Origin of the sequence: Herbaspirillum sp. alder98 (genome assembly GCF_020179755.1) — a bacterium.
Classification (GTDB): domain Bacteria; phylum Pseudomonadota; class Gammaproteobacteria; order Burkholderiales; family Burkholderiaceae_D; genus Herbaspirillum.
This window is the reverse complement of record NZ_JAIUCY010000002.1, coordinates 411516-436438: the sequence shown is the minus strand read 5'-3', so window position 1 is coordinate 436438 and position 24923 is coordinate 411516. Positions and strand designations below refer to the sequence as shown.

The 24923-nt window shown below is 64.2% G+C and carries 24 protein-coding genes and 2 tRNA genes; 19 read left to right on the top strand and 7 right to left on the bottom strand.

Going from position 1 to position 24923, the window contains the following annotated elements; translation table 11 throughout:
• Positions 1 to 64: 64 nt before the first annotated feature.
• Genes LBW87_RS06710 through LBW87_RS06700 form a run of 3 tightly spaced genes read right to left on the bottom strand, consistent with a single transcriptional unit; the run spans position 65 to position 1900 of the window.
• Positions 65 to 400: a helix-turn-helix domain-containing protein gene (locus tag LBW87_RS06710; RefSeq protein ID WP_225200666.1), complete on the bottom strand. Its 336-nt coding sequence runs from the start codon at positions 398 to 400 to the stop codon at positions 65 to 67.
• Positions 401 to 412: 12 nt separating this feature from the next.
• Positions 413 to 1357, bottom strand: coding sequence for a serine O-acetyltransferase EpsC (gene epsC, locus LBW87_RS06705; RefSeq protein WP_225200665.1), 945 nt, complete (start codon positions 1355 to 1357; stop codon positions 413 to 415).
• 36 nt (positions 1358 to 1393) lie between these two features.
• Complete coding sequence (locus tag LBW87_RS06700) at positions 1394 to 1900, bottom strand: rhodanese-like domain-containing protein (RefSeq protein ID WP_225200664.1); 507 nt, start codon at positions 1898 to 1900, stop codon at positions 1394 to 1396.
• Positions 1901 to 2238: 338 nt separating this feature from the next.
• Between LBW87_RS06700 and LBW87_RS06695 the strand changes: the two genes are divergently transcribed.
• From LBW87_RS06695 to LBW87_RS06645, 11 genes are all read left to right on the top strand, one after another.
• Positions 2239 to 3837 carry an ABC transporter substrate-binding protein gene (locus tag LBW87_RS06695; RefSeq protein ID WP_225200663.1) on the top strand — a complete coding sequence of 533 codons (1599 nt, stop codon included), beginning with the start codon at positions 2239 to 2241 and terminating at the stop codon, positions 3835 to 3837.
• An 11-nt stretch (positions 3838 to 3848) separates the two neighbouring features.
• The gene (locus LBW87_RS06690; protein ID WP_225200662.1) at positions 3849 to 4826 is read left to right on the top strand and encodes an ABC transporter permease; all 978 of its coding nucleotides are present in this window, start codon (positions 3849 to 3851) and stop codon (positions 4824 to 4826) included.
• A gap of 24 nt (positions 4827 to 4850) precedes the next feature.
• Complete coding sequence (locus tag LBW87_RS06685; RefSeq protein ID WP_225200661.1) at positions 4851 to 5681, top strand: ABC transporter permease; 831 nt, start codon at positions 4851 to 4853, stop codon at positions 5679 to 5681.
• Positions 5678 to 7339 (top strand): ABC transporter ATP-binding protein, encoded by a 1662-nt coding sequence (locus tag LBW87_RS06680; protein ID WP_225200660.1) that lies wholly within the window; start codon positions 5678 to 5680, stop codon positions 7337 to 7339. The genes LBW87_RS06685 and LBW87_RS06680 overlap by 4 nt, the downstream gene beginning before the upstream one ends.
• 24 nt (positions 7340 to 7363) lie before the next feature.
• The gene (locus LBW87_RS06675; protein WP_225200659.1) at positions 7364 to 8194 is read left to right on the top strand and encodes a VOC family protein; all 831 of its coding nucleotides are present in this window, start codon (positions 7364 to 7366) and stop codon (positions 8192 to 8194) included.
• Between the two features lie 89 nt (positions 8195 to 8283).
• The gene (locus LBW87_RS06670; protein WP_225200658.1) at positions 8284 to 9144 is read left to right on the top strand and encodes an NYN domain-containing protein; all 861 of its coding nucleotides are present in this window, start codon (positions 8284 to 8286) and stop codon (positions 9142 to 9144) included.
• A 40-nt stretch (positions 9145 to 9184) separates the two neighbouring features.
• Positions 9185 to 10078: an aromatic amino acid DMT transporter YddG gene (yddG, locus tag LBW87_RS06665; protein ID WP_225200657.1), complete on the top strand. Its 894-nt coding sequence runs from the start codon at positions 9185 to 9187 to the stop codon at positions 10076 to 10078.
• Positions 10079 to 10102: 24 nt separating this feature from the next.
• Positions 10103 to 11290 (top strand): non-hydrolyzing UDP-N-acetylglucosamine 2-epimerase, encoded by a 1188-nt coding sequence (gene wecB / locus LBW87_RS06660; RefSeq protein WP_225200882.1) that lies wholly within the window; start codon positions 10103 to 10105, stop codon positions 11288 to 11290.
• 9 nt (positions 11291 to 11299) lie between these two features.
• Positions 11300 to 11878: a TetR/AcrR family transcriptional regulator gene (locus LBW87_RS06655; RefSeq protein WP_225200656.1), complete on the top strand. Its 579-nt coding sequence runs from the start codon at positions 11300 to 11302 to the stop codon at positions 11876 to 11878.
• Positions 11879 to 11963: 85 nt separating this feature from the next.
• On the top strand, positions 11964 to 12452 hold the full coding sequence (locus tag LBW87_RS06650) for a hypothetical protein (protein WP_225200655.1): 489 nt from the start codon (positions 11964 to 11966) through the stop codon (positions 12450 to 12452).
• Positions 12453 to 12484: 32 nt separating this feature from the next.
• Entirely contained in the window at positions 12485 to 12685 is a 201-nt protein-coding gene (locus tag LBW87_RS06645; RefSeq protein ID WP_225200654.1) for a hypothetical protein, read from the top strand.
• A 12-nt stretch (positions 12686 to 12697) separates the two neighbouring features.
• Here the strand turns inward: LBW87_RS06645 and LBW87_RS06640 are convergent, their stop codons facing one another.
• Together LBW87_RS06640 and LBW87_RS06635 are read right to left on the bottom strand one after the other, a co-directional pair.
• A complete protein-coding gene (locus LBW87_RS06640) occupies positions 12698 to 12988 on the bottom strand; it encodes a metal/formaldehyde-sensitive transcriptional repressor (protein ID WP_225200653.1) in 291 nt (96 codons plus the stop codon).
• Between the two features lie 63 nt (positions 12989 to 13051).
• Positions 13052 to 14164 (bottom strand): S-(hydroxymethyl)glutathione dehydrogenase/class III alcohol dehydrogenase, encoded by a 1113-nt coding sequence (locus LBW87_RS06635; protein ID WP_225200652.1) that lies wholly within the window; start codon positions 14162 to 14164, stop codon positions 13052 to 13054.
• A 368-nt stretch (positions 14165 to 14532) separates the two neighbouring features.
• On the opposite strand from LBW87_RS06635, the gene LBW87_RS06630 reads away from it, so the two are divergent.
• Positions 14533 to 16548, top strand: a complete 2016-nt coding sequence (locus LBW87_RS06630) for a response regulator (RefSeq protein WP_225200881.1) — start codon at positions 14533 to 14535, stop codon at positions 16546 to 16548.
• Positions 16549 to 16577: 29 nt separating this feature from the next.
• On the opposite strand, the gene LBW87_RS06625 is transcribed toward LBW87_RS06630, so the two are convergent.
• Together LBW87_RS06625 and LBW87_RS06620 are read right to left on the bottom strand one after the other, a co-directional pair.
• On the bottom strand, positions 16578 to 17201 hold the full coding sequence (locus LBW87_RS06625) for a cysteine hydrolase family protein (protein WP_225200651.1): 624 nt from the start codon (positions 17199 to 17201) through the stop codon (positions 16578 to 16580).
• Between the two features lie 123 nt (positions 17202 to 17324).
• Positions 17325 to 18245, bottom strand: a complete 921-nt coding sequence (locus LBW87_RS06620) for a LysR family transcriptional regulator (RefSeq protein WP_225200650.1) — start codon at positions 18243 to 18245, stop codon at positions 17325 to 17327.
• Between the two features lie 206 nt (positions 18246 to 18451).
• On the opposite strand from LBW87_RS06620, the gene LBW87_RS06615 reads away from it, so the two are divergent.
• The 7 genes from LBW87_RS06615 (at position 18452) to LBW87_RS06585 (ending at position 24891) form a co-directional block, all read left to right on the top strand.
• The gene (locus LBW87_RS06615) at positions 18452 to 19663 is read left to right on the top strand and encodes an MFS transporter (protein WP_225200649.1); all 1212 of its coding nucleotides are present in this window, start codon (positions 18452 to 18454) and stop codon (positions 19661 to 19663) included.
• A gap of 18 nt (positions 19664 to 19681) precedes the next feature.
• A complete protein-coding gene (locus LBW87_RS06610; protein ID WP_225200648.1) occupies positions 19682 to 21205 on the top strand; it encodes an amidase in 1524 nt (507 codons plus the stop codon).
• A 43-nt stretch (positions 21206 to 21248) separates the two neighbouring features.
• Positions 21249 to 21602 (top strand): RidA family protein, encoded by a 354-nt coding sequence (locus LBW87_RS06605; RefSeq protein WP_225200647.1) that lies wholly within the window; start codon positions 21249 to 21251, stop codon positions 21600 to 21602.
• The gene (locus LBW87_RS06600) at positions 21599 to 22744 is read left to right on the top strand and encodes an NAD(P)/FAD-dependent oxidoreductase (protein WP_225200646.1); all 1146 of its coding nucleotides are present in this window, start codon (positions 21599 to 21601) and stop codon (positions 22742 to 22744) included. The genes LBW87_RS06605 and LBW87_RS06600 overlap by 4 nt, the downstream gene beginning before the upstream one ends.
• A 93-nt stretch (positions 22745 to 22837) precedes the next feature.
• Positions 22838 to 22914 (top strand) — tRNA-Met (locus LBW87_RS06595).
• 284 nt (positions 22915 to 23198) lie between these two features.
• Positions 23199 to 24740, top strand: a complete 1542-nt coding sequence (locus LBW87_RS06590; RefSeq protein WP_225200645.1) for a methyl-accepting chemotaxis protein — start codon at positions 23199 to 23201, stop codon at positions 24738 to 24740.
• Positions 24741 to 24814: 74 nt separating this feature from the next.
• Positions 24815 to 24891, top strand: a tRNA-Met gene (locus LBW87_RS06585).
• Positions 24892 to 24923 lie beyond the last annotated feature (32 nt).

The following is a 24923-nucleotide window of genomic DNA, read 5'->3' as shown; positions in this document are numbered from 1 at the left end:
ATTGGGGGGAAGGATTTGCGCTATGGAAGCGACGCCCAGAGTGTCGCGGCTGGGCCGGGTGTGCTCAACATGCTATAGCCATCAACTCTAGCCCGCGCACCAGGTTCTGCTGGTGGATGCTCTCGCCACGGGTGATCAGGGCCGATGGGGTCAAGGTCAGCGCGGTCGCCAGTTTTTCTACCGTCACCAGCGATGCGATGGCGGTGCCGCGCTCGATCTCGCCGATATAGGATCGATTCAGGTTGGAATTCTCGGCCAGTTGCTCTTGCGACCAGCCGCGCGCCCGTCGCAGCTGGCGCACCCCGATGCCGAAGTTCTGCACCAGCGGGCTGGCAGCGATGTCGCCGGCCGCCAGCGGTTCGAGCGTTTCCTTTTTTGCCGTCTGTGCCGTCTGTGTCATGGGTGCCTTCTTTCAGGCTGCCGCGGCCGTAGGAGGCAGCGCGCCGATACCACGCTCCTCTTCGCGCGAAGCGGCCTGCGAGATATGCGCCCCGGGCGGCACATCCTGGGTCAACCAGACATTGCCGCCGATCACCGCACCCTGGCCCACCGTGATGCGGCCCAGGATGGTGGCGCCGGCATAGATCACCACATCGTCCTGCACTACCGGATGGCGCGGCCATCCCTTTTGCAGGTTGCCCTCGGCGTCGGTCGGAAAACGTTTCGCGCCCAGCGTGACAGCCTGGTAGATGCGTACCCGTTCGCCGATGACGGCGGTCTCGCCGATCACCACGCCGGTGCCATGGTCGATGAAGAAGGCCGCGCCGATACGCGCCCCCGGATGGATGTCGATGCCGGTGGTGCTGTGCGCCAGCTCCGAGATGATGCGCGCCAGCAGCGGCAGGCCCAGGTGATACAGGCGATGCGCCAGGCGGTAATGGATCATCGCCAGTACGCCCGGATAGCAGAGCAGCACTTCGTCCACGCTGCGCGCGGCGGGGTCGCCCTGGAAGGCGGCCAGCACGTCGCTGTCGAGCAGGGCCCGGATATCGGGCAGCGAGGCGGCGAAGGCGCGCGTGACATGCAGCGCCTGCTGCTCGGCCTCGGCGGCGCTGTCGGCCTGGTCCTGCAGCCCGGCGCTGTAGCGCAGTTCGAGCTGCACCTGCTTGAGCAGGCCGTGCAGGGCGGCGTCGAGGGAATAAGCGACGTGGAAGTTCTCGCTTTCCTGGCGCAGGTCCGGCGGCCCCAGGCGCATCGGAAACAAGACCCCCTTGAGTTGCTCGACGATGACCGACAAGGCCTCGCGCGACGGAAATTCGCGCGCCCCGGCGTCGCTATTGCGGCGCTGCGCGGCACGCCAGCCCAGGCGCACCTCCTGCAGCGACTGCACGATCTGATAGATATCGAAACTGGCCATGCATTCCTCTGATGTGATGAAGACGCGAGGTCGGGTTCAGTCCTGGACCCAGGGCAAACCGTGGAAGCGCCAGCCATCACCGTGGCCGCGCTGCCCGTGAGCGTCGATCTCGCCCTCGAAGCCTTCGCTGATATTGAAAATACAGGTCAGGCCGGCCTTGGTCGCGGCTTCGGCGGCGGCGGCCGAGCGCTTGCCGCTGCGGCACAGCAACAGCGCCGGCACCTGCTTGCCGCCGATACGGCTTTCCAGCTCACGCACAAAGCGCGGGTTGCGCGACATCGCGGTGCCGGTGGCCCAGGCCACGTGCAGGGTATCGGGCACTTGCCCCACGAACTTGCGCTCTTCGGCAGTGCGCACATCGACTAACAGGACCTGACCGGTAGAGAACAACTCCCAGGCGGTCTGCGGATTGACCGTGCCGGCAAAGGGCAGGCCGGCGGCAGCGGCCTGGTCGCGGATCGCCTGCAAGGCTTCAGGCAGTTCGATGTTGCCGGAGGGGGCGGTGGTGGATGCGGGCGCGGCGGCCGCGTTTGCCGATGACATGTGGGTGGCTCCTGTTGATTTGGCGTGGGTGCGCCGTCAGCGGTTTTGGTGGCTATAGACGGCATCGATGAGGAGACTTTAAATCCCGCTCTTAGCAAACCAAACGAATTAAAAATTGGTTTCTAAGTTGGAAACCGAATAACGCCGAGCTTCACGCGCGACAGTGTCTGTCTCACATGCGCTCTGGGCGGGCGTTGCCGTCGATGCGCCGCAAACCGAATTTGTTAATGCGAAATCGGTCGTTCCGCAAAGCAGCACGCCGCCCGTAATCTCCGCTCTGTTTTGCAGAACTCACGTCTATTGATTAAATGAGTTCTAACTACTATTTCGGGAAAATAATGAGCGCAAATCGCCGGCAGTTCTTGTTGTCATCTGGAGCCCTCCTGGTCGCATCGGCCTGGCCAGGCATCGTCTACTCGCAGACCGAGCCGCGTCGCGGCGGGGTGCTCAATGTGCACCTGGGTTCCGAGCAGCGCATCCTGAACCCGTCACTGCGGGCCTCGACCGGGGTCTATATCGTCACCAGCAAGATCATCGAATCGCTGGTCGACCTCGACGCCGATGGCCGTCCAGTGCCGCAACTGGCCACCTCGTGGACTACCTCGGCCGACGGCAAGACGATCACCTTCAAGTTGCGCGAAGGCGTGAAGTGGCACGATGGAAAGCCGTTCACTTCGTCCGACGTGCAGTACAACGCGCTCGAACTGTGGAAGAAGCAGCTCAACTTCGCCACCGCGCTGCAGTTGTACCTGCACGCGGTCGACACGCCGGATGCGCATACGGTGGTGTTCCGCTACGAGCGCCCGATGCCGCTCGATCTGTTGCTGCGCGCGCTGGCCGACCTCGGCTACGTGGTGCCGCGACATGTGTTCGAAGGCAAGAACGTGCTGGAGAATCCGGCCAATACGGCGCCGATCGGCACCGGTCCCTACAGGTTCGTCGAATACCAGCGCGGCCAGTACATCATCGCCGAGCGCAATCCCAACTACTGGCGTAAAGGCCTGCCGTACCTGGATCGCGTGGTGTGGCGCATCATCACCGACAAGTCGGCCGCCACCGCCGCCATCGAAACCGGGCAGATCCAGTTGAGCGCGTATTCGCAGTTGTCGCTGGCCGACCTCGATCGCCTGCGCAAGAACCCCAAGTTCGACGTGCGCAGCAAGGGGCTCGAAGCCAACGTCTTCAATAACACCGTCGAATTCAACTTCCGCCGCAAGGAACTGGCCGATGTGCGCGTGCGCCGCGCCATCGTGCATGCGATCGATATCGACTTCTTCATCCAGAACTTCCTGTACGGCCTGGGCAAGCCGGCGTCGGGACCGATCCCGTCGACTTCGTCGTTCTTCCCCAAGGGCAGCAAGCCGCCGTATCCATTCGACACCAAGCGCGCCGAATCGCTGCTGGACGAAGCCGGCTACAAGCGAGGCCGTGGCGGCGTGCGTTTCAGCCTGAAGCTGGTGCCGATCCAGAACGGCGAAGACGTGCCGCTGCTGGCCACCTTCATCCAGCAATCGCTGGAACAGGTGGGCATCAAGGTCGAGATCGTCCAGTACGATATCGCCGGCGCCCTCAATGCGGTCTACAAGGACAACACCTTCGACATCGCCACCGGCTGGCACCAGTATCGCGGCGATCCGGCGGTCTCGACCACCGTCTGGTACCGCTCGGGCAGCCCGGCCGGCGCGCCGTGGACCAACCAGTACGGCTGGAAGTCGGACAAGGTCGACAAGCTGATCGACGACGCCGCCACCGAGATCGACGCCAACAAGCGTCGCGCGCTGTACGGCGAGTGGGTCAAGACGGTCAACGACGAGTTGCCGATCTGGATGGCCACCGAGCGCGAGTTCTATTCGGTCGTCAGCCGCAACGTGCACAACAGCCATAACAATGCGCGCTGGCCATCGAGCAGCTGGCACGACACCTGGATCAACGCCTAAGGGGGCAGGGCATGCGTTTTCTCGCCCTGGCCGGACGCCGCCTGCTGGCGGCCTTGCCGGCCTTGCTGATCATCCTGGCCGGCCTGTTCCTGCTGCTGCAGCTGGCGCCCGGCGACACCGTCGACGCGCTGGTGGCGCAGATGGGCGGGGCCGACGCCACCATGATCGCCAACCTGCGCCAGTACTATCAGCTCAATGACTCGGTCTCGGTGCGCCTGGGCGACTACCTGTGGCGCCTGATCCACCTCGACCTCGGTCATTCGGCGATCTATGGCAAGCCGGTGGCGCTGGTGATTGCCGAACGCCTGCCTGCCACGCTGCTGCTGATGGGTTCCTCGCTGGCAATCGCCTTCGCGTTCGGCATGGCGCTGGGCGTGCTGGCGGCGCGCCGGGTCAATCGCTGGCCCGACAACCTGATCTCGACCCTGGGCCTGGTGTTCTATGCCACGCCATCGTTCTGGTTCGGCCTGATGGGTATCTTCGTGTTTGCGGTCTGGCTCAACTGGCTGCCCTCGGGCGGTTTCGAGTCGATCGACGTGGCGCTGCACGGGCTGGCCCGGGTGGCTGACATCGCCTGGCACCTGACGTTGCCGACCATTACGCTGTCGCTGATCTTCCTGGCGATCTACCTGCGCATCATGCGGGCCTCGATGCTGGAAGTCTCGACCCAGGATTTCGTGCGCACCGCGCGCGCCAAGGGCGTCGGCGAGACTGCCGTGGTGGCGCGCCACATGCTGCGCAACGCCTTGCTGCCGATGGTTACGCTGATCGGCCTGCAGGCCGGCACCATGCTGGGTGGCTCGGTGGTGGTGGAGACCGTGTTCTCGTTGCCCGGACTGGGTCGGCTGGCCTATGAAGCGGTGGTGCAGCGCGATTTGAATACCTTGCTGGGCATCGTATTCGTCTCGGCGCTGCTGGTGATTGCCATCAATTTCCTGGTCGACCTGCTGTATGCCCGACTCGACCCGCGCATTGCCGGCACGCATTGATGTGCCGCTCCTCCTGAGTTTTCCATGAACCTGTTCAAACGCTATCTGCGCAACCCGGCCGCCGTGGTCGGATTGGCGCTACTGCTGCTGGTGATTCTGGGCGCCCTCGGCGCCGACTTCGCCTTTCCGCGCAATCCGCTGTCGCTGGCCGGGCGTCCGCTCCAGTGGCCGGGCGACAATGCCCGCTTCCTGTTCGGCACCGACCAGGTGGGGCGCGACATCGCCGCCCAGATCCTGCATGGCGCGCGGGTGTCGCTGGCCATCGGCCTGGTGGCGACCGCCATCGCCGCCTTCATCGGGCTGGTGATCGGCGCGCTGGCCGGTTTCTACGGCGGCTGGCTGGACGACGTGCTCATGCGCGTCACCGAAGCCTTCCAGATCCTGCCCAACTTCCTGTTGCTGCTGGTGCTGGTGGCGGTATTCGGCTCCGAGATCCAGACCGTGGTGCTGTCGATCGGCCTGGTGTCATGGCCGCCGGTGGCGCGCCTGACCCGTTCCGAGTTCCTGACGCTGCGCCAGCGCGAGTTCGTGCAGGCCGCGCGCAGCCTGGGCGTGGGCGACTTCAAGCTGATCTTCCGCGAAATCCTGCCCAATGCGTTGCCGCCGGTGATCGTCTATGCCAGCGTCATCATGGCCGTGGCGATCCTGCTCGAGAGCGCGCTGGCCTTTCTCAACCTGTCCGACCCCAACGTGCCATCGTGGGGCAACCTGATCGGCGCCGGCCGTGGCGTGATCCGGGTCCAGTGGTATGTCTCGGCCATTCCCGGGGTGGCCATCCTGGTGACGGTGCTGGGCATTTCCCTGGTCGGCCAGGGCCTCAACGACGCCCTCAATCCAAGGTTGCACCGCTCATGAACGCCATCGACACCACCATCGCCGATCACCCGGCCCCCTTGCTGTCGTTGCGCAACGTCTCGATTGCCTTGCCACGCGGCGCCGACCGGGCGCTGGCGCTGGACGATGTATCGTTCGACCTGCACGCTGGCGAAGTGCTGTGCGTGGTCGGCGAGAGCGGCTCGGGCAAGTCGCTGACCGCCACTTCGTTGCTGGGCCTGCTGCCGGATGGCGTCCACCGCAGCGGCGGCCAGGCCTTGTGGGAGGGCGGCGAAGATATCTTCTCGCTGTCACCGCAGGCCTTGCGCAGCCTGCGCGGGCGCCGCATCGGCATGATCTTCCAGGAACCGATGAGCGCCTTGAACCCGCTGCACACCATCGGTCGCCAGTTGGCCGAGGTGTTCCAGGTGCATACCCGGCTCAGGCGCGCCGAGATCGACGCCAGGGTGCTCGACCTGCTGGTGTCGGTACAGATTCCCGACGCCCAGCGCACCTTGCGCGCCTATCCGCACGAGCTGTCGGGCGGGCAGCGGCAACGGGTCATGATCGCCATGGCGCTGGCGCTGGAGCCGGCCTTGCTGATCGCCGATGAACCGACCACGGCGCTGGACGTCACCACTCAAGCACAGATCCTGCAATTGATTCATGACCTGCAGCGGCGGCGCGGCACGGCGGTGCTGTTCATCACCCACGACTTCGGCGTGGTGGCCGAGATTGCCGATCGGGTGGTGGTGATGCAGCGCGGCAAGCTGGTCGAAAGCGGCAGCGCCGCCGACGTGCTGCAGGCGCCGCGTCATCCCTATACCCAAAGCCTGATCGCCGCCGTGCCGTCGATGGTGCCGCCGCCGGCGCGCCCGCAGCGGGCCGATGCGCCGGCAGCGCTTGAGATCAACGGACTGTCCAAGACCTATCGTCCGCGCGGCTGGTTCACTCGCAACGGTCGCACCACGCATGCGGTGGCCGACGTCAGCCTGGTGCTGCCGGCCGGCGCCACGCTGGGCGTGGTCGGCGAAAGCGGCTCGGGCAAGTCGACCCTGGCGCGCCTGGTGCTGGGACTGATCGCGCCCGATAGCGGCAGCCTGCTGGTCAATGGCCAGCCATTGGCGGCCGGGCGCGCTCAGCGACGCCAGCGGGCGCGCACCATCCAGATGGTGTTCCAGGACCCCTACGGTTCGCTCAACCCGCGTCACACGGTAGGTGATATCGTCGCGCAAGGGCCGCTGGAGCAGGGCGTGCCGCGCAGCCAGGTGCGGGCGCAGGTGCGCGAGCTGTTCGAACTGGTCGGGCTCGATCCCAATTCGCTGCATCGCTACGCGCACGAGTTTTCCGGTGGCCAGCGCCAGCGCATCGGGCTGGCGCGCGCGCTGGCGTTGCAGCCGCAGATATTGCTGGCCGACGAGCCGGTGTCGGCGCTGGACGTCTCGGTGCAGGCGCAGGTGTTGCAGTTGCTGGCACGCCTGCGCGAACAACTGGGCCTGTCGATCCTGTTCATCACGCATGACCTGCGGGTGGCGGCCCAGGTGTGCGACCGCATCGCCGTCATGAAAGACGGTCGTGTGGTCGAGCAGGCGAGCAGCGCCGAGCTGTTTGCCCGCCCGAGCCACCCCTATACCCAGGCGCTGCTGTCGGCAGTGCCGGGGCGTGACTGGCATCATGCGCTTGCCGGCCAGTCGGCCTGAACGTACTTTTCAAGGAGACACACAATGACAGAACGCGTCGACCACGTGGTAATCCACGTCGAGGACCAGCTCGACCAGGCCGCCGAACAATATGCCCGGCTGGGCTTTACGCTCACCGCGCGCGGCCACCATTCGAAGGGCACCAGCAACCACCTGGCCATCTTCGGCGACGACTATCTCGAACTGCTGGGCGTCGAGCCGCGCAACGCCAGCCTGCGCTGGGGCCATCCGGCCGGGTTGGCAGGGCTGGTATTCAAGACCACCGACGCCGACCAGACCTGGCAACAACTGCGTGAGCGCGATGTGCCGTTGGAAGGCGAAGCGCCGCAGGCGTTTCACCGTCCGGTCGAGATCGATGGCGTGAACCTGGGCGATGCCCGCTTTCGCACGCTGCGCATCGCCGCCGACCGCATTCCCAATGGTCGCGTCTTCTTCTGTGAGCATGGCACGCCGGAGCTGGTATGGCGGCGTGAATGGCAAAGCCATCCGAATGGCGCCCAGGGGCTGGCCGAATATGTCTACCTGGCACTCGATCCGGACGCCGCAGCAGGCATCCTGGCGCAAGCCTTCGGCCGCGGCGAGATCAGCCGTCACCCGCAGGGCGTGCGGTTCCAGGCAGGTCCGGTGGCGATCTGGTATCTCACGCGCGACGGCGTGGCGGCGCACTACGGCATCGACGCCAGCCAGGTGCCGCAGGGCATCGAGCGCGCCGTCGGGCTGACCATCAAGGTCGAGTCGGTCAATGTGGCCGAGCAAGTACTGGCGGCCAATGCCGTGGCTGGCGTGAAGCGCCATGGCGACAAGCTGGTGGTGACGCCGGACCAGGCCAATGGCGTGATCCTCGCGTTTGCCTGAGAAGGCAGCGCGCAGATGCGGTAGCATAGTCGGAACGGACCGGTGTAACGCCGGTCCGATCTCGTTTTCGACTAACAGAAAGACCGCACATGGACCATGACGCGCGCAGCCGCAGCATCCAGGATCGCCGTATCGCCTTGCTGATCGACGCCGACAATGTCTCGCACACCAAGATCGCCGCCATGCTGGGCGAGCTTTCGCGCTACGGCAGCGCCAACATCCGCCGCGCCTACGGCGACTGGGGCAGCACCAGTCTCAAGGGGTGGAAGGACAAGCTGCACGAATTCGCGATCCGCCCGGTGCAGCAATTCAGTTATTCCAGCGGCAAGAACGCCACCGACATCGCGCTGGTGATCGACGCCATGGAACTGCTCTACACCCAGAAGCCCGACGCCTTCTGCCTGGCCTCCAGCGACGCCGATTTCACGCCGCTGGTGATGCAGCTCAAGGCCAATGGGCATGACGTCTATGGCTTCGGCGAGCGCAAGACGCCGAAGCCCTTCGTCAACGCCTGTACCACCTTCCTTTACCTGGACAACCTGGGCGACGCCCAGGCGCCACTGGCCGATGCGCTCGAGCCGGTCAAGCCAAAGGGACGTGCCACGCGTGGCGCCAAGGCCCGTGCGGCCGAAGCGGTGACCGAAAAGCCGGTCGAAAAAACCGCCACCAAGGCGCCGGCCGGCAAGTCGCTGGCGCAGGACGCCACCCTGGTGACGCTATTGCGCGGTGCAGTCGAGGCGGCCGCCCACGAAGACGGCTGGGCGCAGATGTCTGCCGCCGGCAGCGCCGCCAAGCGCCAGGCCCCCATCGATCCCCGCAACTATGGCGTGAAGAACTTCCCGGCGCTGTTTGCGGCGACTGGGCTGTTCGAGATCGTCAAGGGTGAAAATGGTCATTCGTACGTGGCCGACAAGCGCAACAAGGACAGGGCCGCCAAGCCGGTGTTGTAAAGCTTCAGCATTGCCGGATGGGCAGGAAAGCAGAGTGATCATGAGAAGTAGAAGCCAGGCCACCTTGATTGGCCTGACGGCAGTATTGCTATGGAGTTTCATCGTCGGCCTGATTCGCGCGGTAGCCGATCATTGGGGGGCAGTGACCGGCGCGGCCCTGATTTATTCGCTGGCGTCGGTGCTGTTGCTGGCGACGCTGGGTTTTCCCCGGTTGCGCGCGTTTCCGCGGGCCTACCTGTTCTGGGGCAGCGTGCTGTTCGTGGTCTACGAGCTGTGCCTTTCGCTGTCCATCGGCTACGCCAGCAACGCCCGCCAGGCGATCGAGGTGGGCATGGTCAACTACCTGTGGCCGACCTTCACGCTGGTGGCGGCGATCCTGTTCAACCAGCAGAAGTCGAATGCGCTGGTGATCCCCGGTTTCATCCTGTCGATGCTGGGAATCTGCTGGGTCCTGGGCGGCGAGCAGGGGATCGATCTGCCCGGCATGCTCGCCAACCTGCGTCAGAACCCTTTTAGTTATGGATTGGCCTTTGCCGGCGCCTTGATCTGGGCTGCCTACTGCACCGTGACCGCACGCCTGGCCAACGGCAAGAACGGCGTCACGCTGTTCTTCCTGCTGGTCGCGCTGGCGTTATGGGTCAAGGTGCTGGTCGCCGGTGACGGGCCGGGTTCGATCGTCGTGACCTGGCCGGCACTGGTCTATCTGGTGCTGGCCGCGGCCGCCATGGGCCTGGGTTATGCGGCGTGGAACGTCGGCATCCTGCAAGGCAATGTCACGGTACTGGCGGGCGCATCCTATTTCATTCCGGTGATATCGGCGGCGCTGTCGGCGCTGCTGCTGGAGGCGCCGCTGACCGCCGCATTCTGGCAAGGCGCGGCGATGGTCTGCGGCGGCGCGCTGCTGTGCTGGGTGGCAACCCGCTCACGCACATAGAACTTGCCGGCCCGGTTCGAGTCGATGAAGGTGGTCAATGACCATCTTTGCCACTCGACGACAGGGAAATCTGTGAAAGTACTCAGTGTTTTTGGAACCCGCCCGGAAGCCATCAAGATGGCGCCCGTAGTCAGGCAATTGAAGGCCGATGCGACCATCCAAGCCAGTGTCTGCGTCACCGGCCAGCAGCGCCAGATGCTCGACCAGGTGCTGCAGGCGTTCGATATCGTGCCCGAGCATGACCTCGACATCATGCAGCCCGGTCAGAGCCTGACCGACATCACGAGCAGGATCATGCACGGCATCGCGCCGGTGCTGGCGCAGGTCAAGCCCGATCTGGTGCTGGTGCACGGCGACACTTCGACCACCTTCGCCGCCAGCCTGGCGGCGTATTACCAGCGCATTCCGGTGGGTCATGTCGAAGCCGGTCTGCGCACCGGCAATATCTATTCGCCCTGGCCGGAAGAAATCAATCGCCGCCTGACCGGCGTGATCGCGGCCCAGCACTTCGCCCCCACCGCAGTTGCCCGCGCCAACCTGTTAGCCGAAGGCGTCGCGGCGGACGCCATCTGCGTCACCGGCAATACGGTGGTCGATGCATTGCTGCTGATGGTGCAGCGGATCGGCGCGGACCCCGCGCTCAGCCGGCGCCTGGATGCGCAATTCGCCTTTCTCGATGCCGGCCGCAAGCTGATCCTGGTCACCGGCCATCGCCGCGAGAGCTTCGGCCAGGGCTTTGAAAACATCTGCCTGGCACTGCGCGAGCTGGCCGGGCGCGACGATGTCGACGTGGTCTATCCGGTGCACCTCAATCCCAACGTGCAGGAGCCGGTGCGCCGCATTCTCGGCGACTGCCCGCGCGTGCACCTGATCGCGCCGCTGGACTACATTCCATTCATTCATCTGATGCAGCGCTGCCATCTGATCCTCACCGATTCCGGCGGCATCCAGGAAGAAGCGCCATCGCTGGGCAAGCCGGTCCTGCTGATGCGCGACACCACCGAGCGCCCGGAAGGCGTCGATGCCGGCGCGGTCAGGCTGGTCGGGACCGATGTCGGCAATATCGTGGCGCAAACCCTGCGCCTGCTGGACCAGCCCGCGCACTATGCGGCCATGGCACAGGCCGGGAATCCCTATGGTGACGGCCAGGCAGCGCCACGCATCGTGGCGCAACTGCGCGCCATGCTTGACGAGCTACCTACTAGAAGGTAGGATGCTTGCATGACATCTGCAAGCGGCACCGCCGACCTCATTCTTTCCTGCGCACAATCGCTGATCGTCGCGGGGGGCTATAACGGCTTCAGTTATGCCGACATTGCCAAGGTGGTCGGCATTCGCAACGCCAGCATCCACCACCATTTTCCGGCCAAGGCCGATCTGGTGCGCACGCTGGTGGCGCGTTATCGCAAGGATGCAGAAACCGGCATCGCCGGGCTCGAACGCAGCGTGACCGAGCCGGTGGCGCAATTGCGCGCCTACACCGGTTACTGGAAGGCCTGCATCGCCGACGTCCATTCATCGATCTGCGTCTGCGCCTTGCTGGCAGCCGAGATTCCGGTGCTGCCGGAAGAGGTGGCGCTTGAGGTGAGGGCGCATTTTCGTGGCCTCTCGGCATGGCTGGCCTCGGTATTCGAGCGCGGCGCGCGTGACGAGAGCCTGAAGCTGTCGTCACCACCCAAGGTCGAGGCAGAGATATTTCTGGCATCGATTCATGGCGCCATGCTGTCGGCCCGCGCCTACCGTGACGGCAAGATCTTCGGCGAGATCGTCGATCCGCTGGTGGCACGACTGGTGCGTTGAAGCAGGGCGCTTTTCGAAGCGCCCATTTATTTAGTCTGCTTACCTACATACTAATAGGTAGGTTTTATTTTTATAAGGAAACGTCATGTTCGGTATCTCCCCGCTTGGCTGGCTGCACACCATGGGCAGTCTGCCCGCCATTCCCCTGGCGATATACATGATCGCCCGCCATGGCCGGATCGTGGCGCGCTCGGGCGCCGGGGCGGCTTATTTTTTGTCCATGCTGATTGGTGCGCTGACGGTGTTCCTGGTGGCGCATCAACCGATAAGCTACGGCATCGCGATCGCGACGCTGCTGTTCCTGCTGGGCGGTTACGGGCTGGCTTATCTGCGCCCTCGACATGCCTTGGCCCGCTATGCCGAAACCGTGCTGCTGAGCCTGACGGTATTCTTGCTGATGGTGCCCACCGTCAGCGAAACCTTGCGCCGCGTGCCCGATGGACATCCGTTCGTCACCGACATGGGGTCAGCGTTGCTGCTCGGCGCGCAGGCCGTGCTGCTGATCATGTTACTGGTAGGCGTGACTCTGCAGATAGTGAATTTGCGCAAGCAGGGCCGCGCAGCGATGACTTAGACTGCTGATGAAGTGTTCCTGGGAGGTATGGCATGGCACGCAACCCCGTAAGGCCGGTCGAGCCGGTCGATGCAGTAGGCGCCGTCAGGAGGGTCGACAGCGGCTCGACCTATTACCGGCATCTGAAGCAGTGGCAGATTTATTCAGAGGTGTGTGCCGCCGAGCGACGCGCCCGTGAGCGACGCGAACGGCGGGCCAAATCGGCACCGTTCAAGACCATCCCGAAGAAGTAAGCCGGCGCGGCGTCATTTCAGATAAGAACGCAAGGTCTTCATCAAGGTATCGATCTCGGCATCCGGATCGACCGCAGCGGTTGGCGGCCGGCCTTCGATGGGCGCACCAAAGAGTTCGTGCAGGTGGCTTTCGAGCACTTCGGCCATCAAGCCGTTGGCAGCGCCCCGCAGGGCGGCAATCTGCTGCAACAGCGACTTGCAGTCGACGCCTTCCAGCACCGCGCGCTCGAGCGCTTCGGCCTGTCCCTTGATACGGCGCAGCCGCGTGACTGCGCTTTTTTTATCTTCGTCGGAATAGGGCATGGCGCGGCAATCTCGTTGTAGGAATGAACCGTGGCGCGGCCAGGCGCGCCACGGTCTTGCACGTTAGGCGAAGTGCACCACGCTGCGGATCGACTTGCCTTCATGCATCAGGTCGAAGGCTTCGTTGATCTTGTCCAGGCCCATGGTGTGGGTGACGAAGGGCGCCAGTTCGATCTTGCCGCTCATCGCATCTTCGACCATGCCGGGCAGTTGGCTGCGACCCTTGACGCCGCCGAAGGCCGACCCCTTCCAGACACGGCCGGTGACCAGCTGGAACGGACGGGTCGAGATTTCCTGGCCGGCGCCGGCCACGCCGATGACGATCGACTGGCCCCAGCCGCGGTGGGCCGATTCCAGTGCGGCGCGCATCACATTGACGTTACCGATGCATTCGAAGGTGTGGTCGATGCCCCAGCCGGTCATCTCGATCAAGACCTGCTGGATCGGCTTCTCGTGGTCCTTCGGATTGATGCAATCGGTGGCGCCGAACTGGCGTGCCAGCTCGAACTTGGCCGGATTGGTGTCGATGGCGATGATGCGGCCAGCCTTGGCCTGGCGCGCGCCCTGGATCACCGCCAGGCCGATGCCGCCCAGCCCGAACACCGCGACCGAATCGCCTTCCTGCACCTTGGCCGTGTTGTGCACCGCGCCGATGCCGGTGGTCACGCCACAGCCCAGCAGGCAGACGTGTTCCGGATTGGCTTGCGGGTTGATCTTGGCCAGCGATACCTCGGCGACCACCGTGTATTCGCTGAAGGTGGAACAGCCCATGTAGTGATAGATCGGTTGGCCGTTATACGAAAAACGGGTGGTGCCGTCCGGCATGACACCCTTGCCCTGGGTGGCGCGCACCGCGACGCACAGGTTGGTCTTGCCCGAGCGGCAGAAATCGCACTCGCCGCATTCGGCGGTATAGAGCGGAATGACATGGTCGCCCGGCTTGACGCTGGTGACGCCTTCGCCCACTTCCACCACGATGCCCGCGCCTTCGTGACCCAGCACCACCGGGAACAGGCCTTCGGGATCTTCGCCCGACAGGGTAAAGGCATCGGTATGGCAGACACCGGTGTTGGTGATCTTGATCAGCACTTCACCCTTTTTCGGCGGCGCGACGTCGATCTCGACGATCTGCAGGGGCTGTCCTGCGGCGAAGGCTACTGCGGCGCGTGATTTCATGGCTGGGGTCCTTAATTGACGGGTGACAGGGAGAGCTGATGCTGCTTCCGGATGGCCGCGCGTGGTGTCACGTCGGGCCGGATGCGGCATTATCTTATACTGGTGGGGAGTATGCAAGCTCAGGTGTGATTACCTAAATGGTTGCTAAATGGAAATTACTCTCTGTCCGGTCGATGGGGCCGCATGTTCATTTTGCTAACAATCCGGGCCTGAGCCAGAACTGCGCACGGGTGTTCGTGCCATTGTCAGGGAACGCAGGTATCCTGTCGCGGGTCTTTATCTCCACCTCCCAATCGACCACGACAGGCATGACGCAGAACAACCAACTGGCCGCGCTGAGCCGCGCCGAGCTCGAAAACGAAGTCGCCATGAGCGAAGTCAGGCGGCTGGCGCTGTTCGAGGCGATCGATGACGGCTTTTGCATCATCAAGTTCATCGACGGCCCGCACGGCCCGTTGAGCGATTATGTCCATATCGAAGCCAACTCCGGCTACGAACGCCATACCGGCATTGCCGGCATCGTCGGCAAGCGTCTGCGCGAGATCGAACCCGATCACGCCGAGGTCTGGCTCGAGATCTACCGCAAAGTGTTATTCGAAGGTCAGCCCGTGCGCTTCGAACAGGAGTTCGTGGCCGTCGGTCGCCACATCGAGGTCTCGGCCCGGCGCGCCGGGCCGGTCGAGCTGCACCAGGTCTCGGTGCTGTTTCGGGACGTAACGGCGCGCAAGCAGACCGAATCGGCCTTGCGCGAGAATGTCGAGCGGGTGCAACTGGCCCTGGCCGCAGGCGCCATCATCGGCACCTGGGTCTGGGACCTGCCAACCGATCGTTTCAGCGTCGACGAAGGCTTCGCCAGCGCATTCGGTTTCGATCCGGCGCGCAGCCGCTCAGGGCTCAGCCTGACCGAGGTGGTCGAGACGGTCCACCCGGACGACCGGCCAGGCTTGATCGCAGCCATCAACGAAGCGGTCGCCCGTGGCGGCGCCTATGCCCACCAATACCGCACCCGTCGCCTGGATGGCCGCTATTACTGGCTGGAAGCCAATGGCCGCGTCGACATCGATGCCGATGGCGTCGCCACCCGCTTCCCCGGCGTGCTGATCGATATCGAAGGGCGGCGCGCCGTCGAGGCCGAACGCGATCGCGCCACCTCCGCCTTGCGCGGACTCAACGAGTCCCTTGAACAACGGGTGGAACAGCGCACCGCCGCACTGCTGAAGGCCGAAGAAGCGCTGCGCCAGGCCCAGAAGATGGAAGCGGTGGGGCAATTGACCGGTGGCTTGGCGCACGATTTCAATAACATCCTGGCCGGCATCGGCGGCAGCCTGGAATTGATGAAGATACGCCTGGCGCAGGGCCGCATCGCCGACATCGAGCGGCACCTCAATGGCGCCCAGTCCGCCGTCAAGCGGGCCGCTGCGCTGACGCAGCGCTTGCTGGCGTTTTCGCGGCGCCAGACGCTCGACCCCAAGCCGTCCAATCTCAATCGCATCGTGGCGGGCATGCATGACCTGATCGGGCGCAGCGTCGGCCCGGCGATTGCGGTCGAAACGGTAGCCGCCGGTGGCTTGTGGAGCACCTTCGTGGATGTCGGCCAGCTGGAGAATGCGCTGCTCAATCTGTGCATCAACGCCCGTGACGCCATGCCGGATGGCGGCAAGCTCACCATCGAAACCGCCAACCGCTGGATGGACGAGCGCGCCGCCGCCCAGCGCGGCTTGCCGCCCGGGCAATTCGTGTCGCTGTGTGTGAGCGACACCGGCACCGGCATGTCGCCCGACGTGGTGGCGCGCGCCTTCGATCCATTCTTCACCACCAAGCCGACCGGCCAGGGTACCGGACTGGGCCTGTCGATGGTCTACGGCTTTGCCGGCCAATCGGAGGGCACGGTACGGATCTATTCGGAAGTGGGCAAAGGCGCGATGATCTGCATCTATCTGCCGCGCCATGTCGGCGACGACATCGAGGAAGATGCGGTCCTGTCGGACTACCCATCGCCGGGCGCCGCCGGACGCAAGACCATCCTGGTGGTGGATGACGAACCGCTGGTGCGCATGGTCGCGGTCGAAGTGCTGCAAGACCTGGGTTACTTCGTGGTCGAGGCCGAAGACGCGCCGTCGGCGCTGAAGGTATTGGCTTTGCATGCCGAGATCGACCTGCTGGTCACCGACGTCGGCCTGCCCAATGGCATGAATGGCAGGCAACTGGCCGACGCGGTGCGGCAACTGCGTCCGGAGGTGCCGGTGCTGTTTGTCACCGGCTATGCCGAGAACGCCGTGCTCAACCACGGTCACCTCGAGCGCGGCATGCAGGTGCTGACCAAACCGTTTGCGGCTGATGCCCTGGCTCGCCGTGTGAAAGAACTGACCGGTGGCGACAGCTGAGGGCTCGCCACCGCTAGACGGCTACTGCATCAGTTCAGCCAGTCCGAACGCGTCAGCTTGACGCGTTCGCCCAGGCGCGGCGCATTCACCAGATGCCACACCGTGTATTGCTCGGCGTACGGGGTTTCAGAGGCGATCAGGTCCACCGGCACCAGCACATCGAAGCCTCGGAAGGCGGCGCTGGCCGCCGTATGCAGCACTGCGCCATGGGCCGCGGCGCCGATGGCGATCACGGTCTTGATGCCCTTGTCGCGCAACAGTTGCTCCAGGTTGGTATTGACGAACTTGTCCGGGCCGGCGGTGACCAGTGGCTCGCCGGCCTGCATCGCGGCCTCGGGCCAGATATCGGCAGGTTTGCTGGCCGCGCCCAGCGTATAGATCACGGTCACGCCCTTGGCGCGTGCAAAACCAAGTAGCTTGGCTACGCCAGGCAGCATGGCGATGCAGCGCGGACGGTTTTCGGCATTGCAGGTCTGCTTGGCGATATCCAGCACCAGCACCGCCGTCGTCGCCGGATCGACCGTGGCCTTGACCAGCGCCGGTGGCGCTGGCGGCTGCGCCTTGTTCCAATCGTTATAGACACCCTGGGCGGAAGCACTGGCGCAAGCCAGGGCCAGTGCGGCGGCGAACAGACAGCGGGGAAGGCGGGTCATGACATCATTCCTTAATGGTCTTGGTGGTGGGATGGCGAGTGGTATTGGTTTTTTTCCGGGTACAGCGCCCGCCATCATTCCACAGTTGTCGAAAACCAGCATGACTAACTGTTTTACGACCTGTCAGTCATGCTCGGTGGCCCGCTGCACCAGCGCGTTGAGGAAGGCCCGCGCCGCCTGCGGCAGCGTGCGCCCCGACAGCGACTGGATCTCGAGCTGCAGCGAATTCATGTCGCGGTCCTTGATCGGCAGCGCCACCAACTGGCCCGACTGCACCAGCTTGCGAATCGGCAGCCCGGCCGAGAAGCCGATGCCGTTGCCCGCCATCACGAAGCACAGCAGGGCGCTGATGGAGTCCGCCGCCAGCACCGGTTCCAGCAGAATGTTGCGGCGGCTGCAGCAGGCGTCGATCAGGCGGCGCATGGTGATGTTCTTCTGCGGCATGGCCAGCGGATAAGCCGCCAGTTCGGACAGCACCACCTGCTTGCGGCGGGCCAGCTCATGGTCGGGCCGCATCACGGCCAGGATCGGCGCGTTCTGGGCAAACTCGACCTTGATGTCGGGGTCCGGCGCCATGGTGAAGGTCAGGCCCAGGTCGACCGCGCCTTCGCGAATGCGCTGCGCCACATGCACCGCGTTGCCGACCGACAGCTGAAAGCGGATGCCATCGTGCTGGCGCCGGAAATGTTCCATCACCGACGGCACGAATTCCAGCGCAAAGCCTTCCGTGCAGGCCAGCTTGACCTCGCCGCGCCGCAAGCCCTTGAGCGCCATCAGTTCATTGCCGATGTGTTCGGCCTCCAGTTGCATGCGCAACGCGTGCGCGGCCAGCAATTCGCCGGCGGCGTTGGGCTTCATGCCGCGCGAGACGCGGTCGAACAGGGGCGTGTCGAGCTCGTCCTCGAGGCGCGCGATCTGGCGGCTGATGGCCGACGAAGCGACGTTCAGGGTGCTGGCGGCTTCGGTGATCGAGCCTCGGCGCACTACCTCAAGGAAGTAGCGCACGGCAGTTTCCTGCAGGATGCGGGTATGGATGACGGACATCACCGCATTGTAGAAATGGTTTGCCGATTCGGCAATCACTTGTTCTAAAACTTATTCTTGTAGCAAACCACTGAGCGACTTAGGATCGCTTCATATCGCGGCATCGTGAGCTTCCCGGCGCACGGCGGCGATAGCCGGGCAGGGCCGCCGCATCGAATCTGGACGATCGATGACGACGGCATTTTTCCTTCAGCATGGAAATCGTCATGAACGCTGCGTCGCCTACGGGCAAGTATAAGTATCTGGTGCTGGTCCTGCTTTACCTGGGCTGGTGTATCTCATACATCGACCGTGCGGCCATTACCTTCGCCGCCCTCCAGATCGCCAGCGAATTCGCGTTGAAGCCGTCCGACCTGGGCATCCTGCTGTCGAGTTTCTTCCTGGGCTATTCGCTGCTGCAACTGCCGGGTGGCTGGCTGGCCGATCGCTTCGGTTCGCGCCCGGTGATCGTGATCTCGATCCTGCTGTGGTCGGTCTTCACCGGCTTCACCGGCATGGCCTGGTCGATCACCAGCCTGGTGGTGATCCGCTTTATCTTCGGCCTGGGCGAAGGGGCTTTTCCCGCGGCCAGCGTCAAGGGCGTGGCAGAAACCTTCAGCCAGGCCGAGCGGCCCAAGATGTCGTCGTTGCTGATGTCGTCCAACTACATCGGCAGCATGCTGGCGCCGCTGATCATCGCGCCGCTGATCCTGCAGTTCGGCTGGCGCAATGTATTCCATTACATGGGCCTGGTCGGGCTGGTGTTTGCGCTGGGATACTGGTTCCTGGTGCGCCCGGTCAAGGCCGGCAGCGGCAATCCGGCCATCAACCGCAAGGCCTTCGGCGCGCTGATGAAGATGCCGCTGATGTGGCAGATCGTGGCGGTCTGGTTCGGCCTGTCCATCATCAACAAGGGGCTCGATAGCTGGATGCCGACCTACCTCATGACGGTGCGTGGACTGAACCTGAAATCGGTCGGCATGCTGCTGCCCTTGCCCTACATCATGGCCGGCATCTCCACCGCCATCGGCGGCTGGGTCATGGTGCGCTTCTTCGATGGCCGCGAGCGGGTGCTGTTGATCGGCAGCTCGTTGCTGACGGCGGTATTCGTCTACTGCATGTACACCGCGCAAAGCGTGGGCGGGGTGATCGCCTACCAGTGCCTGGCCTACTTTTTCAAATCCTTCGTGCTGGCCACCTGTATCGCCTTGCCCACCAAGATACTGCAGACCAGCCTGATCGGCAGCGGCGTGGGCATGGTCAATCTGGGCGGCCAGATGGCCGGTTTCATCTCGCCACTGGTGATCGGTTTTCTGGTCAGCGCCTTCGCCAACTATGACTATGCTTTCGGGTTCCTGATCGCGGCGGCGTTCTTCTCGGTGCTGGTGAGCCTGTTCATCCGCACCGAAAAACATGCACCGCAACCCCAGCCGGCCTGATTCCACCTAAAGGATCCTATGCAAGACCAACACATCGTAGAAAAGAGCGCGGTCGAACTGCGACGCCTGATCGGTAGCAAGCAACTGTCGCCGGTCGAATTGCTGGATGCCTGCATCGCCCGTATCGAAGACATCAATCCGCATATCAATGCGGTCACCGCGACCTGCTTCGAACGGGCCCGCAGCGAAGCCCGGGCGGCCGAACAGGCGGTGGTTGCCGGTGGCCCGCTGGGGCTGCTGCACGGCCTGCCGATCGGCATCAAGGACCTGGAAGAAACCGAAGGCCTGCTGACCACCTACGGGTCGGCCATCTACCGCAACAACATCCCGGCGCGCGATAACGCCCTGGTGGCGCGCCTGCGGGCGGCCGGCGCCATCGTGGCCGGCAAGACCAACGTCCCCGAGATGGGGGCCGGCGCCAATAGCCGCAATGCGGTATGGGGCGCCACCGGCAACCCCTTCAATCCCTTGCTCAACGCTGGTGGCTCGTCGGGCGGCTCGGCGGCGGCACTGGCGACCGACCTGCTGCCGCTGTGCTCGGGCTCGGACACCGGCGGCTCGCTGCGCATTCCGGCGTCGATCTGCGGCGTGGTGGGTTTCAGGCCATCGCCCGGGCTGGTGCCGAGCGAACGCAAGCTGCTCGGGTGGACGCCGATCTCGGTGGTCGGCCCGATGGGGCGTGACGTGGCCGACACGGTGCTGCAACTGCGCGCCACGGCCGGCATGCACATGACCGACCCGCTCAGCTACCCGCTGGGTCCGGAGCCGTTCGCCACCTTGCCCGAGGTCGACCTGTCGCGACTGCGCATCGGCTATACCGAAGACTTTGGCGTATGCGACGTCGACAATGGCATCCGTCAGGTCTTCCGCGACAAGATGGCGGTCATCGGCCGCATGGTGGCCGTGTGCGAACCGGTCGAGGTCGAGATGGACGAAGCGCATCGCTGCTTCGACGTGATCCGCGCCGAGAGCTTTGTGGCCGGCTTCGAAGCCGCCTACCGGCGCGATCCGGCCTCGCTCGGCCCCAACACCCGCGCCAACTACGAGATGGGCGCGGCCATGACGCTGGCCGACTGCGCCTGGGCCCAGGGCGAGCAGACCCGCATCTTCCGGCGCTTCCAGAAGCGCTATGAACGCTACGACCTGATCCTGTCGCCGACTACGCCGGTCTCGCCGTTCCCATGGAGCGAGCTGTACCTGAAGGAAGTCAACGGCGTGGCGCTGCAAAACTATTACCGCTGGCTGGCGCTGACCTACGTGGTCACCCTGGCCACCAACCCCTCGATCTCGCTGCCCTGCGGCAGTGACCATCGTGGAATGCCGTTCGGCCTGCAGGTGACAGGCGCCTTTCGCGACGACGCCCGGTTACTGGCCAGCGCCGCTGCGCTCGAACAGGCGTTCGCCGGCGACCAGCGGCTACGCCGTCCGCGTCCGGACCTGGCCAGCCTCAAGGCGGTCAATGCGCCGCTCAAGTCCATCGTCACCAATCCGCCTGGCGCGGGGCAGGGCAGCCAGGCACCGGCCGGCGGGCCGGCGGTGTGACAGCCCCTTCAATTCCATTCATTTTTATCAGAGGCAACCCGCAATGACCCAGATCCAACGTTTCAATACCAACGCCCGCATGAGCCAACTGGTGGTGGCCAACGGCTTCGCCTTCGTGTCGGGCCAGGTGCCGGACAACGCCCACGCGCCCATCGCACAGCAGACCAGCGAAGTGCTGGCCAAGGTCGATGCGCAACTGCAGGCCCAGGGCATCGGCCGCGAGCAGATCGTCAGTGCCAGCGTGTGGCTGTCCAGCCCCGACCATTTTGCGGCCTTCAATGGCGTCTGGGACCAGTGGATCCCCGCCGGACATGCGCCGGCCCGCGCCTGCGTGCAAGCCTTGCTGATGCTGCCGGGCCTGGATGTCGAAGTGGCCGTGGTAGCGGCAGTGGCATGAGCAATCCGGACCAACAGGCCAGCGTCGATTACCTGATCATCGGCGCGGGCATCGCCGGCGCTTCCATCGCCTACTGGCTGGCGCGGCACGGCAGCGTGCTGATGCTCGAGCGCGAATCGCAACCCGGCTATCACAGCACCGGACGTTCGGCTGCGCTCTACATGGAAAGCTACGGCCCGCCGCAGGTGCGGGCGCTGACCTGCGCCAGTCGCGCCTTCTTCGAGCAGCCGCCGGCCGGCTTCACCGATCATCCGTTACTCTCGCCCCGTGGCGCGCTGTTCTTCGCCACCGAAGACCAGCAGGCCGAACTCGATGCGCACGAAGCATTGGTGCGTTCGGTGTCCGACCAGGTGCAACGCCTGGATGCGGCGCAGACCCATGCCATGGTGCCGGTACTGCGCGACGCCGGCATCATCGGCGCGGTGTATGAAGAAGACGCCAAGGACATCGACGTCCACGCGCTGCATCAAGGTTTCTTGCGCGGTGCCCGTGCCGCTGGCGCGCGAGCGCTGTGCGAGGCCGAGGTCACCGCCATCACACGCGACGCAGACCAGTGCCTGTGGCAGGTGGCCACCAGCCAGGGCCAATGGCAGGCCAGGGTCATCATCAATGCGGCGGGCGCCTGGGCCGACGAAGTCGGCAAGCTGGCCGGCGCCACGCCGATTGGCCTGGTGCCCAAGCGACGCTCGGCCTTCACCTTCGCCGCGCCCGCTGGCAGCGCCCACTGGCCGGCCTTCATGCGGGTCGACGAATCGTTCTACGTCAAGCCGGACGCTGGCTTGTTGCTGGGTTCGCCGGCCAATGCCGACCCGGTCGCGCCCCACGATGTGCAAGCCGAAGAATTGGACATTGCCATCGCCATCGATCACATCCAGACCTGGACCACGCTCGACATCCGTCGTCCGGCGCACGTCTGGGCCGGCTTGCGTTCGTTTGTCGCCGATGGCAGCTTCGTGGGCGGCTACGATACGCAAACGCCCGGTTTTTTCTGGGCTGCCGGGCAGGGCGGTTATGGCATCCAGTCGGCGCCTGCGGCCGGTGAAGCCTATGCGGCGATGATCCTGGGCGAGCCGCTGCCGGCGCATATTGCGCGCTTTGGCGTCGACGTCGCGCAACTGAGCCCGCAGCGCCTCATGGGATGATGGCCCAGGTCGAGCGAGAGGCCGGTGGCGAGTCGCTGTTGAAATAAGGCTTGCTATTGCCAGCGGTCCACCGTAGACTTCGCCCCTCTCAGACGCGGGGTGGAGCAGTCTGGCAGCTCGTCGGGCTCATAACCCGAAGGTCGTAGGTTCAAATCCTGCCCCCGCAACCAGATACGTCGAAACCGCTATCAGCCTTGGCTGGTAGCGGTTTTTTGCATTGGTGCCTGGCGTTCGGCCGCCGAGGCTCATCGACCTCCCTCCTGCGACGCACACCGCCCCCTCCAAAATGCGAGCCACACGTGCGAAAAATTCCGTGGCTTATCAGGAATAGCCTGATGTGCAGCCGATAACAAGTGCCGGATATTGTCCCGGGGAGTATCGCAAGATTTGCGAGCATTTTAGTGCCTGCCGGCAATCTGCCCGAAAGGCCGGCACTGTAAGGGGGGAAACCATCATGAAAAATATGAAGATCAGCACGCGCCTGGCGGCGTGCTTCACCGCATTGATCGCGGTCATGTGCATCATCACGGCCACAGGCATCAATAGTCTCTGGAAGGTGGGGGAATCGACCAGTGAAATCATCGATGACCGCTACGTCAAGATATCGCTGCTGGTCCAAATCAGCGACAGCGTCAATACCACGGCCAGGAACCTGCGCAACGCCATGCTGGCCCAGACCGATGAAGAGACGCAGGGCTATCTTGGGAAAATCGAAAAGAACAGCAGTGAAGTCACGCGCGATCTGGCGCAAATCGAAAAGCTGCTCAACTCGCCATCCGGCGTGCAGCATTTCAAAGCGGTCACAGAAGCCCGTGCCGAATATACCCTGGTCCGCAGGAAAGTCGAAGAGTTGATCAGGCAGAAGCAGAAAGAGGCCGCAGCCACCTACCTTCTGGCTGAAGTCGTTCCCAGGCAAGACAAGTATTTCGAGGCGATCAAGGAATTCGTGGCGCTGCAGAAATCGATGATGGACGCCAGCGTCGAGAAGGGGCGGGCTGCATCGGGCGCGGCGGTAATGGCGATGAGCGCCTTGTCAGGCATTGCCATCCTGCTGTCGGCGCTGGGCGCCCTGCTGGTGACCCGTTCCATCACGCGCCCGCTCAACGCGGCCGTCGAGGTGGCCAGCGCGGTCGCCGCCGGCGATCTGACGGCGCAGATCGATAACACCTCGAAGGATGAGACCGGACTTTTGCTGGACGCGCTCAAGACGATGAACCAGAACCTGCACCGGATCGTCTCCGAGGTAAGACTGGGAACAGACACCATCAATACCGCCTCGGGTGAGATCGCCAGCGGCAACCTGGATCTGTCGACCCGCACCGAGCAACAGGCCAGTTCGCTGGAAGAGACGGCGGCAGCGATGGAAGAACTGACATCGACGGTCAAGCAGAATGCCGACAATGCACGCCAGGCGAATTCGCTGGCGGAAACCGCCTCCAGCGTGGCGCTGGAGGGCGGCGGCGTGGTCGGACAGGTGGTCGAAACGATGGGCCAGATCAATGACGCCTCCAAGCGTATCGTCGACATCATCAGCGTCATCGATGGCATTGCGTTCCAGACCAACATCCTGGCATTGAACGCCGCGGTGGAAGCGGCCAGGGCCGGCGAGCAAGGGCGCGGCTTTGCCGTGGTCGCCTCTGAAGTGCGCAGCCTGGCCCAGCGCAGCGCGACCGCCGCCAGGGAAATCAAGGGCTTGATCGATGCGACGGTGGCGAAGGTCGATAATGGCACGCGACTGGTGGAGCAGGCCGGTATCACGATGGAGGAAGTGGTCGCCAGCGTGAAACGGGTGAGCGATGTAGTCGCCGAGATCTCGGCGGCCAGCGTGGAGCAAAGCGACGGCATCGAACAGATCAATCTTGCGGTGACCCAGATGGACGAAGTCACACAGCAGAATGCGGCACTGGTGGAAGAAGCGGCGGCAGCGGCGCAATCGCTGCAAGAGCAATCGAAGCGCCTGACCAGTACGGTCAGCGTCTTCAAGCTCAGCATTTAACCCGCCCAGCAGATAAAAGGTTAAATAAGGCTTGCTATTGCCGGTGACCCACCGTAGAATCCGCCCCTCTCAGACGCGGGGTGGAGCAGTCTGGCAGCTCGTCGGGCTCATAACCCGAAGGTCGTAGGTTCAAATCCTGCCCCCGCAACCAAATTGTCTAAAACCGTTGAGTGCCTCGGCTCT

What these genes read in the sequence shown, in the direction of transcription:
- LBW87_RS06710 (WP_225200666.1), bottom strand. Translation starts at nt 400, where the DNA reads ATGACACAGACGGCACAGACGGCAAAAAAGGAAACGCTCGAACCGCTG.
- epsC (WP_225200665.1), bottom strand. Translation starts at nt 1,357, where the DNA reads ATGGCCAGTTTCGATATCTATCAGATCGTGCAGTCGCTGCAGGAGGTG.
- LBW87_RS06700 (WP_225200664.1), bottom strand. Translation starts at nt 1,900, where the DNA reads ATGTCATCGGCAAACGCGGCCGCCGCGCCCGCATCCACCACCGCCCCC.
- LBW87_RS06695 (WP_225200663.1), top strand. Translation starts at nt 2,239, where the DNA reads ATGAGCGCAAATCGCCGGCAGTTCTTGTTGTCATCTGGAGCCCTCCTG.
- LBW87_RS06690 (WP_225200662.1), top strand. Translation starts at nt 3,849, where the DNA reads ATGCGTTTTCTCGCCCTGGCCGGACGCCGCCTGCTGGCGGCCTTGCCG.
- LBW87_RS06685 (WP_225200661.1), top strand. Translation starts at nt 4,851, where the DNA reads ATGAACCTGTTCAAACGCTATCTGCGCAACCCGGCCGCCGTGGTCGGA.
- LBW87_RS06680 (WP_225200660.1), top strand. Translation starts at nt 5,678, where the DNA reads ATGAACGCCATCGACACCACCATCGCCGATCACCCGGCCCCCTTGCTG.
- LBW87_RS06675 (WP_225200659.1), top strand. Translation starts at nt 7,364, where the DNA reads ATGACAGAACGCGTCGACCACGTGGTAATCCACGTCGAGGACCAGCTC.
- LBW87_RS06670 (WP_225200658.1), top strand. Translation starts at nt 8,284, where the DNA reads ATGGACCATGACGCGCGCAGCCGCAGCATCCAGGATCGCCGTATCGCC.
- yddG (WP_225200657.1), top strand. Translation starts at nt 9,185, where the DNA reads ATGAGAAGTAGAAGCCAGGCCACCTTGATTGGCCTGACGGCAGTATTG.
- wecB (WP_225200882.1), top strand. Translation starts at nt 10,103, where the DNA reads ATGAAGGTGGTCAATGACCATCTTTGCCACTCGACGACAGGGAAATCT.
- LBW87_RS06655 (WP_225200656.1), top strand. Translation starts at nt 11,300, where the DNA reads ATGACATCTGCAAGCGGCACCGCCGACCTCATTCTTTCCTGCGCACAA.
- LBW87_RS06650 (WP_225200655.1), top strand. Translation starts at nt 11,964, where the DNA reads ATGTTCGGTATCTCCCCGCTTGGCTGGCTGCACACCATGGGCAGTCTG.
- LBW87_RS06645 (WP_225200654.1), top strand. Translation starts at nt 12,485, where the DNA reads ATGGCACGCAACCCCGTAAGGCCGGTCGAGCCGGTCGATGCAGTAGGC.
- LBW87_RS06640 (WP_225200653.1), bottom strand. Translation starts at nt 12,988, where the DNA reads ATGCCCTATTCCGACGAAGATAAAAAAAGCGCAGTCACGCGGCTGCGC.
- LBW87_RS06635 (WP_225200652.1), bottom strand. Translation starts at nt 14,164, where the DNA reads ATGAAATCACGCGCCGCAGTAGCCTTCGCCGCAGGACAGCCCCTGCAG.
- LBW87_RS06630 (WP_225200881.1), top strand. Translation starts at nt 14,533, where the DNA reads ATGAGCGAAGTCAGGCGGCTGGCGCTGTTCGAGGCGATCGATGACGGC.
- LBW87_RS06625 (WP_225200651.1), bottom strand. Translation starts at nt 17,201, where the DNA reads ATGACCCGCCTTCCCCGCTGTCTGTTCGCCGCCGCACTGGCCCTGGCT.
- LBW87_RS06620 (WP_225200650.1), bottom strand. Translation starts at nt 18,245, where the DNA reads ATGTCCGTCATCCATACCCGCATCCTGCAGGAAACTGCCGTGCGCTAC.
- LBW87_RS06615 (WP_225200649.1), top strand. Translation starts at nt 18,452, where the DNA reads ATGAACGCTGCGTCGCCTACGGGCAAGTATAAGTATCTGGTGCTGGTC.
- LBW87_RS06610 (WP_225200648.1), top strand. Translation starts at nt 19,682, where the DNA reads ATGCAAGACCAACACATCGTAGAAAAGAGCGCGGTCGAACTGCGACGC.
- LBW87_RS06605 (WP_225200647.1), top strand. Translation starts at nt 21,249, where the DNA reads ATGACCCAGATCCAACGTTTCAATACCAACGCCCGCATGAGCCAACTG.
- LBW87_RS06600 (WP_225200646.1), top strand. Translation starts at nt 21,599, where the DNA reads ATGAGCAATCCGGACCAACAGGCCAGCGTCGATTACCTGATCATCGGC.
- LBW87_RS06590 (WP_225200645.1), top strand. Translation starts at nt 23,199, where the DNA reads ATGAAAAATATGAAGATCAGCACGCGCCTGGCGGCGTGCTTCACCGCA.